At 37.9% G+C, this 12,503-nt stretch carries 12 protein-coding genes and 1 other annotated feature; all 12 genes read left to right on the top strand.

The window, feature by feature from the left end; all coding sequences use genetic code 11:
• The first annotated feature begins 3 nt into the window (after positions 1-3).
• The 12 genes from VPHSUH08_RS03470 (at position 4) to smpB (ending at position 12,447) form a co-directional block, all read left to right on the top strand.
• Positions 4-1,155, top strand: a complete 1,152-nt coding sequence (locus VPHSUH08_RS03470; protein WP_004696009.1) for a PIN/TRAM domain-containing protein — start codon at positions 4-6, stop codon at positions 1,153-1,155.
• Positions 1,139-2,314, top strand: a complete 1,176-nt coding sequence (ispD, locus tag VPHSUH08_RS03465; RefSeq protein WP_105086733.1) for a 2-C-methyl-D-erythritol 4-phosphate cytidylyltransferase — start codon at positions 1,139-1,141, stop codon at positions 2,312-2,314. The genes VPHSUH08_RS03470 and ispD overlap by 17 nt, the downstream gene beginning before the upstream one ends.
• Before the next feature lie 2 nt (positions 2,315-2,316).
• Positions 2,317-3,786 (top strand): glutamate--tRNA ligase, encoded by a 1,470-nt coding sequence (gene gltX, locus VPHSUH08_RS03460; RefSeq protein WP_105086732.1) that lies wholly within the window; start codon positions 2,317-2,319, stop codon positions 3,784-3,786.
• Positions 3,787-3,922: 136 nt separating this feature from the next.
• Positions 3,923-4,876, top strand: coding sequence for a bile acid:sodium symporter family protein (locus VPHSUH08_RS03455; protein WP_233189875.1), 954 nt, complete (start codon positions 3,923-3,925; stop codon positions 4,874-4,876).
• Positions 4,877-5,116: 240 nt separating this feature from the next.
• Positions 5,117-5,323, top strand: a binding site (T-box leader).
• Positions 5,324-5,372: 49 nt separating this feature from the next.
• Positions 5,373-6,821, top strand: coding sequence for a cysteine--tRNA ligase (cysS, locus tag VPHSUH08_RS03450; RefSeq protein ID WP_105086730.1), 1,449 nt, complete (start codon positions 5,373-5,375; stop codon positions 6,819-6,821).
• A complete protein-coding gene (locus tag VPHSUH08_RS03445) occupies positions 6,811-7,287 on the top strand; it encodes a Mini-ribonuclease 3 (RefSeq protein ID WP_105086729.1) in 477 nt (158 codons plus the stop codon). The genes cysS and VPHSUH08_RS03445 overlap by 11 nt, the downstream gene beginning before the upstream one ends.
• Before the next feature lies 1 nt (position 7,288).
• Complete coding sequence (gene rlmB, locus VPHSUH08_RS03440) at positions 7,289-8,020, top strand: 23S rRNA (guanosine(2251)-2'-O)-methyltransferase RlmB (protein WP_008601068.1); 732 nt, start codon at positions 7,289-7,291, stop codon at positions 8,018-8,020.
• Positions 8,021-8,022: 2 nt separating this feature from the next.
• On the top strand, positions 8,023-8,556 hold the full coding sequence (locus VPHSUH08_RS03435) for an NYN domain-containing protein (RefSeq protein ID WP_004695995.1): 534 nt from the start codon (positions 8,023-8,025) through the stop codon (positions 8,554-8,556).
• Positions 8,557-8,629: 73 nt separating this feature from the next.
• The gene (gene sigH / locus VPHSUH08_RS03430) at positions 8,630-9,304 is read left to right on the top strand and encodes an RNA polymerase sporulation sigma factor SigH (RefSeq protein ID WP_105086728.1); all 675 of its coding nucleotides are present in this window, start codon (positions 8,630-8,632) and stop codon (positions 9,302-9,304) included.
• 5 nt (positions 9,305-9,309) lie between these two features.
• Positions 9,310-9,546, top strand: a complete 237-nt coding sequence (gene secG / locus VPHSUH08_RS03425; protein ID WP_004695991.1) for a preprotein translocase subunit SecG — start codon at positions 9,310-9,312, stop codon at positions 9,544-9,546.
• 58 nt (positions 9,547-9,604) lie between these two features.
• Positions 9,605-11,968, top strand: coding sequence for a ribonuclease R (gene rnr / locus VPHSUH08_RS03420; protein ID WP_105086727.1), 2,364 nt, complete (start codon positions 9,605-9,607; stop codon positions 11,966-11,968).
• An 8-nt stretch (positions 11,969-11,976) separates the two neighbouring features.
• Positions 11,977-12,447: an SsrA-binding protein SmpB gene (gene smpB / locus VPHSUH08_RS03415; protein ID WP_105086726.1), complete on the top strand. Its 471-nt coding sequence runs from the start codon at positions 11,977-11,979 to the stop codon at positions 12,445-12,447.
• The last annotated feature ends 56 nt before the right edge of the window (positions 12,448-12,503 follow it).

Raw genomic sequence — 12,503 nt, 5'->3', positions numbered from 1 at the left:
TTCATGATTTATCGGATTTTACGCTATGTAATAGCCATTTTAGTAGGTACAGCAGCCTACGTGGGAATGGATAGCTTAGCACCTATTATTGACCCGTATTTGGTTTCTCAATTTGAATCTTTTGGGGACATGTCATTAACAATTGCACGCATTGCAGTATTAATCGTAGGTACTCTATTAGGCCTTGTTATTGGTTATCTGATTTCATCATTTATTTTGAAACAAGGTTTAGTAATTGCTAAAAGATTAGAGCGTATTCTTACTCATATTCCAAATCAAGAATTGATTGCAGGCACCATCGGTTTATTATTCGGCCTTATTATTGCAAATCTAATTGGTGTTGCATTCAATCAAGTACCTATTATAGGACCTTATATTCCTATAATTTTGAGTGCTATTTTTGGATATAGTGGACTTAAAATCATGGCTCGTAAAGGCCCCGAAATGTATAATAATTACGTACAACAATGGGGAGGAGATAGCACTAAAAAAACAAGTCGTTTTAAAATGTTTTCAACTCATAAATTAGATAAATCCTCTAGTACGCCAAAATTACTAGATACTTCAGTTATCATTGATGGTCGTATCAAAGAACTATGTGCTACGGGTTTTATTGAAGGTCCTCTTATGGTGCCACTATTTGTATTAAATGAGTTACAGGTAATTTCTGACTCTGCGGATGCTACGAAACGCAACCGTGGTCGACGTGGCCTTGATATTTTGAAGGATATGCAAGATGCCAATAAGGTTGCTATAGAGGTCGTTGAAGATGATTATGATGATCTTGTAGAGGTTGATTCAAAACTTATGCGACTTGCTTTAGATAAGCAATGGAAGTTGATGACAAATGACTTTAACTTGAATAAGGTGGCTCGTGTACAAGGTATAGAAGTACTTAACCTCAATGAATTGGCAAATGTATTAAAACCTGCTCTAATCGCTGGAGAATGGATTCGCGTTCAAATCATGAAAGAAGGTAAGGAAGTACACCAAGGTGTGGCTTATCTCGATGATGGCACGATGATTGTCGTAGAGGATGGTAAGCCTTATGTTGGTCAAAATGTAGAGGTTATGGTTACATCTATATTACAAACGAGTGCTGGTCGTATGATCTTTGCTCGTGTAGATGGAGGACAAAATGGGCAAGGCAATTAGTTGTATCGTTCTCGCTGCAGGTGCTGGTCGCCGTATGGGATACAAAGAAAATAAGATATTTATTCCTTTAGGAGGATATTCTATTATTCAACGTACCATACAGAATGTAGAAAAGATTGAAGGTTTAAAAGAAATTATTCTTGTTGTAGCTGAAGGCGAACAAGAATATATGTCTAACCATATTCAAGGGTTGGATTTGCATATTCCTGTAAAGATAGTACTTGGTGGAAGAGAACGTCAACATTCTGTGGCATATGGACTCAAAGCTGTATCAGAAGATAGTAATATTGTGCTGGTTCATGATGGAGCGCGTCCATTAGCATCTAGGGAACTGTTTGATGCTGTTGTTAGGGCTGCAATAGAATATGGAGCTGCTACTGTAGGTGTCCCTGCTACGGATACGATTAAACGGGTTAATACAGAGCATACTGTAATAGAAACATTAAAACGCAGTGAATTATACCAAATTCAAACGCCACAAGGCTTTCAAAAAGAACTATTTAAAGCGGCCCATCAAAAGGCTCATGATAAAAAATATTTAGGCACTGATGATGTGTCCCTCGTTGAGTATTTAGGGCAGCCTGTACATATAGTAGATGGAGATTACTGTAATATTAAAGTGACTACACCTAATGATATTGTTGTAGCAAAACGATATTTAGGAATTGAGGATAAGTGTATGCGCGTTGGATTTGGTTATGATATTCATCAATTAAAAGCAGGTCGTCCTTGTATCTTAGGTGGTGTTCAAATCGAATCTGACCTTGGCCCTGATGGCCATTCCGATGCGGATGTTCTCATCCATGCCTTGATGGATGCCCTGTTGGGAGCTGCAGGTTTACGGGATATTGGATACTATTTTCCGCCTGAAGATGACCAGTATAAAGGGATTTCTAGTATGCTTTTACTAGAAAAAGTAAATTTCTTATTGAAAGAACGTGGGTTACAAGCCTATAATATTGATATTATGGTTATTTCTGAGACACCTAAATTAAAACCTCATATTGATATGATGAAGGCTAATTTACAGTCTATTTTAGAGATATCATTAGATCGCATTAGTATTAAAGCGACAACAAATGAAATGCTCGGGGCTATTGGACGCCGCGAAGGCATTGCTGCACAAGCTGTCGTTTCTGTATATGAAGGAGAGATTTAATCATGAGTTCCATGAAAGTTCGTTTTGCTCCAAGCCCTACGGGTCCATTCCATATTGGTGGTGCTCGTTCTGCTTTATTTAACTGGTTATTAGCACGTAAGGAAAAAGGCACATTTGTATTGCGCATTGAAGATACAGATTTAGCTCGTTCTACACGTGAAAGTGAAGAGAATATTAAAGCTTCCTTACAATGGCTTGGCATGAACTGGGATGAAGGCATTGATGTAGGTGGTAATAATGGTCCTTACCGTCAAACAGAACGTCTTGATTTATATAAAGAAGTAACACAACGCTTATTGGATGAAGGTAAAGCTTATGAGTGTTACTGCACACCTGAAGAGTTAGATGCGGTGCGTCAAGATCAAATGGATCGTGGGGAAACACCAAAATACAACGGTCATTGTGAACACTTAGATGAAGAGACAAAGGCTAAATACATTGCTGAAGGTCGTAAACCTACAATTCGTTTGCGTGTACCGTTGAATAAAACTTACGCTTTTGATGATATGGTACGTGGGCATGTATCCTTTGAATCTAATGGCGTTGGTGATTTTGTAATTGTAAAATCTGATGGCATTCCTGTATATAACTTTGCTGTAGTAATGGACGATCATATGATGGGGATTACTCACGTTATTCGTGCAGAGGAACATTTATCCAATACACCTCGTCAAATGGCTATTTATGAAGCTTTAGGTTGGGAGGTCCCTAAGTTTGGTCATATTTCTTTGATTCTTGGTAAAGATTACAAGAAAATGTCCAAACGTCATGGTGCTACCTCTGTTGAACAATATAAACAATTAGGCTACTTGCCAGAAGCACTTGTAAACTTCTTGGCACTTCTTGGTTGGGCTCCTGAAGGTGAAGAAGAATTCTTCACACAAGATGAATTAATTCAGGCTTTCTCTATGGATCGGGTAGCGAAAAATCCTGCTGTGTTTGATATTGATAAATTGAACCATATAAATTTCCACTACATGAAGAATTTGAGCGATGAAGAATTATTCCACCTTTGTTTGCCGCATTTGAAAGAGGTTGGTTTAGCTCCAGATAGCTTGAATCAAGCTGATATTGATTGGTTGACATTATTATGCTCTACATTCCGTGATCATATTAGCTATGGTGCTCAAATCAAAGATCATGTAGGCTTGTTTATGGGCGAAACAGTATTCCTTGAAGAGGGGCATGAAGAAGAATTGTGTGCTGTATTGAATGAAGAAACAGCTTCAACAGTTCTCGGCGCTTTCCGGAATGCATTGGCTGAACTTGATGAAATTACACCTGAAGTTGTAAAAGCAACAATCAAGGCCGTAATGAAAGAAACCTCTTTAAAAGGTAAATTCGTATTTATGCCAATTCGTGTAGCTTTAACAGGTCAAATGCATGGTCCAGATTTGAATAATATTGTCACATTACTTGGTAAAGAAAAGTGCTTACATCGTTTAGATAATGTAGGTGCATTAACAAAATAAATTTGATCAATTAATCAAAGGAGTTCACGTAACAGGTGTTATGTGAACTCCTTTTGTATGTGTTGTTAATATTCTATAGAAATGCTATAATAATCGGCGTATTAAATTTTGATTTATTATGAAAGCGAGTGTTTTTATGAGTGTTATTCGTTCTATTAATCACTTATTCAATAGTTATCTATCCTGGATAGTACTATTGATGGCTGTTTTAGCATATATGCTACCTGCAGTATTTTCTTGGATGACTCCTTATATTGCTTACATGCTACAGTTTGTTATGTTTGCGATGGGGTTAACATTAACGGCTCAAGTCTTTATTGATGTATTTAAGCAACCAATGAAGGTTATTCTCGTATCCGTAATCCAATTCTTATGGATGCCATTGGCAGGTTTCTTAGTAGCCTTAGCATTTAATTTTCCTCCAGAAGTTGGGATTGGTTTTATCTTGTTGGGTGCATGTCCTGGTGGTACTGCTTCTAATGTAATGACCTTCCTTGCAAATGGTAATGTTCCCTTATCCGTATCAGCAACAACTGTATCCACATTATTGGCACCTATTTTAACGCCTTTATTTGTCGTATTATATGCTGGTGCAACATCTTCTATTGAAATTCAATTTATGCCAATGTTTATATCCATTGTAAAAATTGTGTTAGTACCAATTATTTTGGGGATTGTATTGAATTACTTTATTGGCGCAAAAATTGAACCTGTAAAATCTGTATGTCCAACCATTGCAGCTATCGCGGTATTGCTTATCTTGGCAGCTGTAACTGCAGTTAACCAAAAGCAAATTGCCGAAACCGGTTTCATTATTTTTGTAGCGTGTTTAGTACAAAATTTGAGTGGTTATGTTGTGACATACTTGGTATGTAAAGCCCTCAGTATTGATGTGTCTTCTCGTCGTGCTATGCAAATCGAAGTGGCTATGCAAAATTCTGCATTATCCGTATCTTTAGCACTAAAACACTTTACACCACAAGCTGCGGTAGCAGGTGCAGTATTCTCCATCATTCATAACTTTACAGGATCTATCTTTGCTGGAATTTGCCGTAAACATGATGATCAAGAAAAATTGGAAAATGCTTAATATTAATTGATTTGATGTAATGACATTATTATTACTTGTGTGCTATAAAAGCTATTGTTATGAATGATAATAGTAATTTAATATTCTGATTATATATCCTCATCTTTCAAATTAAGCTATTTAAAATACCTATGTATGATATGTGAATAGCTGCTTATGAAAGATGGGGATTTTTCTTGTAAATATTGACATTCTATAGCTTTATTGGTAAAATATTTTTATATATAAATATAGATTATTTTAATAGCTGAGACTGAAAGAAGTACTCTACAACTAACTTTTTAGCGAGAACCGATGGTGGGAGGGTTCATGGATAGGTAGACGAAATGCATTCACGAGCTGACACTCCGATTATAGGTAGGTTTGTCCGGTGACGCGCCGTTATGCGATGAGTGGGTACCACTGCTGGTGCCTAACAGAGTGGAACCGCGGACCATCGTCTCTGTATGAGATGAGAGGTCTTTTTTATTTTACAAAAATGGAGGCATCGGTAACGATGAGAGAAATTACTATTTATAATACTATGACGCGCCAAAAAGAGGTTTTTAATCCTGTAACACCAGGTGAGGCGAAAATGTACGTATGTGGTGTCACACCATACAATCATCCTCATATTGGCAATGCTCGTCCTTTCGTGACTTGGGATGTAATTCGTCGCTATATGAAACATGTAGGCTATAAAGTAACCTATGTACAAAACTTTACTGATGTGGATGATAAAATCATCAACACTTCTAATGGTGAAGGCGTCTCTTGGGATACCATTGCAAATCGTTATATTGATAGTTATTTTGAAGTAATGGATGCATTAGGTGTACAACGGGCTGATATGTATCCACGTGTATCTACGCATATTGATGATATCATTGCTATGATTAAAACATTGATTGACAAGGGCTACGCCTATGAACTCGATGGCGATGTATATTATAGTGTGGAGAAATTTGAACATTACGGTGAGTTATCTGGTCGTACATTAGACGATATGGAGGCAGGCGCACGTATTGAAGTAGATGGTCGTAAGAAGAATCCTATGGACTTTGCTTTGTGGAAAGCAGCAAAACCTGGTGAACCTTATTGGGAAAGCCCATGGGGGAATGGTCGTCCAGGCTGGCACATTGAATGTTCTGCTATGAGCCAAAAATATTTAGGCACAGAATTTGACTTCCACGGTGGTGGTAGCGATTTGATTTTCCCTCATCATGAAAATGAAATTGCTCAATCAGAAGGTTGCTCTGGTCAACATCCAGCAGTGCGCTACTGGTTGCACAATGGTTTTATCACTATTAACTCTGAAAAAATGTCTAAGTCCTTGAATAATTTCTTCTTGGTAAAAGATATTTTAGAACAATATAGTCCTGATGCATTGCGTTATTTCTTATTGAGCACGCATTACCGTAGCCCATTAGATTTCTCTGATGAGCGTCTAGAAGAAGCTAATAAATCTTTGGAACGGTTAAGCACAGCTATTGAAAACCTTCTTTACCTTGAAAAATGTGAGCCAGGCTCATGTGATGAAGCTCAACGCTTATTAGAAAAAGCGAAAGCATACGAAGAAGAATTTGAGGATGCTATGAGTGATGACTTCAACACGGCTTTAGCAACATCTAGTATGTTCGGTCTTGCAAAAGAAATTAATATCTACTATCAAGCTGTAACAAGTAGAGAAGGCGTTGTTTGCCAAGAGGCAATTGCTGAAGTGAAACGAATATTCAAATTTATGACAGATGTTATTGGTGTTCTCGAAAAAGCTTGGGAAGGCAACACGGGCGCCAATGCTGCTGAATACGAAGAATTAATGCAAGTTATTCTTTCTGTACGTCAAGCTTGTCGCGAACAGAAACAATGGGCATTAGCTGATTGTATCCGCGATCGATTAGCTGAGATTGGTATTACCATTGAGGACTCTCCTCAAGGTGCACGGTGGAAAAAACGTGAAGTTTAAACAATTTCAATTCTTAAAGAATGAAGCGATAAAAAAACTAACGGCTCTTGAAGAAGAGCCGCTTCGTTTGCGCAAACGAACAATAGAGGAGTGCTTAAGTGCTGATGCAGTTATGCTAGCATATATCGGTGATGCAGTATACTCCATGTATGTGCGTGAACGCGTGGTACAAATGAATATTACAAAAGTACAGATTTTACATACTATCGTTACTGAATTTATTTGCGCTAAATCACAGGCGAAAGTATTGCTAGAAATAGAAAATACTTTCACAGAAGAGGAACAAGCTATTGCACGCCGTGCTAGAAATAGTAATGTAAACGTGCCTAAAAGTAGTACTGTTCAAGAATATCGCAGTAGTACGGCCTTTGAAGCAGTACTAGGATTTCTTTATGAAACGCGCCAAGAAGACCGCTTACAGCATATCTTGGGGCAAGCCTTTTCTATAACTTTACGAGGTATGTAGTATGGATAATTATATTGTAGGTCGCAATGCGGTTAAAGAAGCCCTTAAAAGTGGCCGTTCTATTCAACGTATTCTGGTCAGTGAAGATAAGGTAAAAACAGGGTTAGCTGATATTGTAGGTCTTGCTAAATCTCAAGGAATTGAAGTTAGACCAACACCTATAAAACAAATGAATAAGTACGATTTGGAAGTACCTCATCAAGGTGTTATAGCTCTTGTATCGGCCGTTCAATTTAAGGAGTTGGGTGAGGTATTACAAGAAACGACTCATGAGGTTCCTTTGTTGATCTTAACGGATGGTGTTGAAGATCCACATAATATGGGAGCCATCATTCGTACAGCTGAATGTGTGGGAGCGACGGCTGTACTTATTCCTAAACGACATAATGCGCCCATTAATGCTACTGTTGCGAAGACCTCTGCTGGTGCTATTGAACAAATTCCACTTGTACAAGTTGGCAATGTAGCACAAACCATAAAACAACTTCAAAAACAAGGGTTTTGGGTGATGGGAGCCCACATGGAAGGTGACCGCACTTTGTACGAGGCTGACATGACAATTCCAACCGTTATCGTCATTGGTAATGAAGGTAAGGGGATTAGTCGCGTTGTAAAAGAAGCTTGTGATTTCCTTGTAACAATTCCTATGTATGGAAATTTGAATTCTTTGAATGCATCTGTTGCAGCTGCAGTTCTTATGTATGAGGCGGTACGTCAACGCCAGGCGAAATAATCATGCTAAAAGATATCTTAATTGTAGACGGCTATAATGTTATTTTTGCTTGGACTCATTTGAAGAAATTGGCTCATGAGTCCTTAGAACATGCGAGGATGGAGCTTCGAGATAGATTGTTGAACTATGGTAAATTTAAGGGTTACGAAGTAATCCTTGTATTTGATGGTAAGTATACAAAATCTGGAGGCTCCATTGAATCCATTACAAGTGGATTTATCGAAGTGTATACTGAGGATGGAGAAACGGCGGATTCCTTTATTGAACGAGAGGTATTTTTACGTAAAGGTAAATATACTAATGTATATGTTGTGACCTCCGATGGAGCAGAGCAAAATCAAATTCTAGGCTCTGGCGGGTTGCGTATTCCTGCTCGTGAGTTGCAAAATATGATTCGTATAGCTAAGGAAGAAGAACGACTTCAATATGCTCATGAACATAGACGTGATCAATTTTCAGTGCGTCGTAATGAAGTGGGAGGTTTATTATCTCCTGAAGTTGCTGAAAAGCTTGAGAAATTGCGTCGAGGTCATTGATAGTTGAAAATCATATACCGTTCCAGTATAATAAATATATTGGTTTTTCTCGCTCAATTGTAAGGAGGAGCTTATGAAAATGATTCATACACGCAAGTCCGATTACAATTTCAAGGAAATGACCGATGAGCAAGTTGTGGTCATAGCTCAGGAAGAGCAAAATGAGTTTGCAATCGATTATATTGTTAATAAATATAAGAACTTTGTAAGAGCTAAGGCTCGCTCCTATTTTTTGGTAGGTGCCGACCGAGAGGATATCATCCAAGAAGGGATGATTGGACTCTATAAGGCAACGCGAGATTTTAAACATGATAAATTAGCGTCTTTTAGAGCCTTTGCGGAACTTTGTATAACTAGACAAATTATTACAGCTATTAAATCGGCTACAAGACAAAAACATGCGCCTTTGAACTCCTATATATCCTTAAATAAACCGGTGTATACAGAGGACTCTGAGCGTACATTGATTGAAATGCTATCTTCAACAAAGATTACAAATCCTGAAGACCTCATTATCAGTCAAGAGGAACTAGATGATATTGAGCGCAATATTGGTCATATTTTAAGTGATCTCGAATGGGAAGTCTTGGAAGGATACCTTGATGGACGTTCCTATCAAGAAATGGCTGAGGTCACAGATCGTAGTGTTAAATCTATTGATAATGCACTACAAAGGGTAAAACGTAAATTAGAGAAGTATTTAGAACATCGTGTATTGAGCTCGCATCGAGCATCACAGGAAGGATGACAGTCGTGACAAATTTCTTAATGATTGTAGAAGTAATCGTATCTATTTTATTAATTGTAGTAGTTGTTGCACAAAATAGCAAAAATGCAGGCATGGGCGGTGCTGTTTCTGGTGCGGCAGACTCTTCTTTTGGTGGTAAGCAACGCGGTTTAGATGCTTTCTTATCTAAATGTACGATTATATTGGGGATTATCTTTGCTGTGTTGAGCTTAGTATTAGGGGCAATGATTAATCAATTCTAATGATGAAAGCCTGCTTTGCAGGCTTTTTCTTTTTTCATCCTAATAAGGGGGTGCAGACTTGAAGAAGAAGGTATTGGACTTTTATAAATCTATACAACCACATGCATACCATATTGAGGATGCAGCAATGGATAATCGTATTCGAGGTGGCAAAGATCTTGAAATATTTATTCGATCTGCGAAAATGCTCGCCCGTGAAGGCATATTAACTTCATCTCGATCAGATGTATACCGATATGAAGATCAACAGCATGAAGAATATGAAGGTATCTACAAAGGATATCGTAAATCTTATGGATTTGTTATTATGCTGGATGATGAAGATATTTATGTAGCAGAACAAAATAAAGGAACTGCTATGCATAATGATAAGGTACGTGTTCGCATTGTACCATCAGATTATACAAAGCATAAACGTGAAGGCATCATCGTTGATGTTATTGAGCGTGCTAATGAAACCATAGTTGGTACTTACGACAGACAACAACACTTTGGCTTTGTTGTACCAGATGATGAACGTATTGGAACAGATATTTTTGTAGATTTAAAAGATACTTTAGATGCTCGGAGTGGAGCTAAGGTACTAGTAAAAATTACAAAATGGCCTGAAGGCAATAAAAAACCTGAAGGGATTATTACAGAAATTCTAGGTTATAAGGGGGATGTAGGCCTAGATATTAACTGTATTATGGCTAATCATAAGATTCCTTTTGCATTCCCTAAAGAGGTAATTGAGGCAAGTGAGAAGATAGATACTATTGTTCATGAAGATCCGAAGCGGTGGGATCTTAGAGACTTACAAATGGTAACTATCGATGGAGAAGATGCAAAAGATCTTGACGATGCTGTAAGTGGTCGTAAATTACCAAATGGTAATTATGAGCTAGGTGTACACATTGCGGATGTTAGTCATTATGTTACTTCAGGCCAGCCTATTGATAATGAAGCATACAAGCGGGGGACTTCAGTTTACTTAGTGGACCGCGTAGTACCAATGTTACCAGAGGTATTATCGAATGGTATTTGTAGTTTAAATGCACATGAGGACCGCTATGCTATGACGTGCATGATGGAGATTGATGATTCGGGTACAGTTGTTAATTATCGTATTCGTCCGTCTATTATCCACGTAGGACGTCGTTGTAGCTATAAGGAAGTTTATAAAGCGCTTGAAGAAAATATCATTCCTGACGATTTAGTAGATTTTATACCTATGCTTCGCGATTTAGCAGAGATTTCAAAGATTTTAAATCGGATGCGTCGTCGTAGAGGGGCATTAGACTTTGATTTTCCTGAGTATAAGGTATTACTTGACCTCGACGGTACGCCGTTGCGTATTGTAAAACGCGACCGAACTATGGCAGAGCGTCTTATCGAAGAATGTATGCTAATTGCCAATGAAACGGTAGCAACACATTTGAGAGATACTGAACGTACATCGGTATATCGTATTCATGAAAATCCAAGTGAAGAGAAATTAGATTTATTCCAAAAGGTATTAAATTATTTAGGTCAAAATCTCGTCATCAGTGCTGATGGCGTAACGCCACGAGATTTCCAAAAAATTCTTGATGTGGTGAAGGGACAGGATATAGAGCAAGTGGCTCAAATTATGACCTTACGCTCCATGCAGCAAGCAAAATATAGCATAGAAAATGTTGGCCATTTTGGTTTAGCGTCTACATGCTATACGCATTTCACATCTCCCATTAGACGGTATCCGGACTTGATGGTGCATCGTCTTTTAAAAGCGGATATGCATTGGAAAGGTGGATACTCTAAACGAGATGTAGATGAAGCCTTCTTGGCAGGTGCTGTGGAACATTCTTCCATACAAGAACAAGTAGCAACCGAAGCGGAACGTGAAACTACAGATCTTAAGAAGACTCAATACATGGTTCCCTTTGTAGGTGAAGTTTTTGAAGGTACTATTGCGAGCATAACATCCTTTGGTATGTTTGTAGAATTAGAGAATGGTATCGACGGTCTTGTGCATATTAGCATGATGAACGACGATTATTATTTCTTTGAAGAAGAACATTTTGTTCTTGTTGGTAAGCGGACAGGTAAAACCTATCATTTAGGTGAAAAGGTTACTGTTACACTTGTAAAAGCCGATGTAGAAAAGAAACAAATCGACTTTGTTCTTGGTGAAGTAGATAATCTGATAGCTATCCAAGAACAATTGAGCAATGGTTCTGACTATGCTACTAGTCGTGATGGTTTTGGAAATCTAAAGGGGCGAAAGTTATCCCGAAAAAACGGTAGAAAGACTTCTAAACGAGATGATTCAAAAGCTGGATGTTCTAGATATGATGCTTTCAGCAAAAAATCTAAAAAAGGCAAATCGAGTCGCAAGAAGTCGAATAAAGCTACAAAACGTAGTCAATCCAAAAAATCTAAAAGTAAACGTAAACGATAGAGGGAAATATGGCAAAGAAAACTAGCCCGTCGCTTATTGCTGATAATCGTAAGGCGCGTCATGATTTTCATATTCATGAAACCTATGAAGCTGGCATTGCTTTAACAGGAACAGAAATAAAATCTATCCGCCAAGGTAAGCTTAATCTTAAAGATAGCTTTTGTCGTATAGATAAAGGGGAAATCTTGTTGTATGGCGTTCATATTAGCCCATATGAACAAGGAAATCGCTTTAACCATGAACCAGAGCGGACACGTAAGTTGTTGATGCATAAATCTGAAATCAAAAAGTTACATGCCCAAGTTAAGGAGAAGGGGTTTTCTTTAGTACCACTTAACTTTCATTTCAGTCACGGTTATGTAAAGGTTACCGTAGGTTTAGTAACTGGTAAGAAATTATATGATAAGCGCCAAGATATGGCAGAACGTGATGCTAAGCGCGATATTGCTAAGCGAATTAAAGAACAACAAAAATATTAAGAATTATAAGGAATCAAGTCTATATGGCTTGGTTCTTTTTTTTTTTTTTTTTTTTG

It is taken from the genome of Veillonella sp. S13054-11, from assembly GCF_002959795.1.
Taxonomy (GTDB): domain Bacteria; phylum Bacillota; class Negativicutes; order Veillonellales; family Veillonellaceae; genus Veillonella; species Veillonella parvula_E.
The sequence above is the reverse complement of the archived record's forward strand: the minus strand, read 5'-3'. Positions and strand labels throughout refer to the sequence as shown.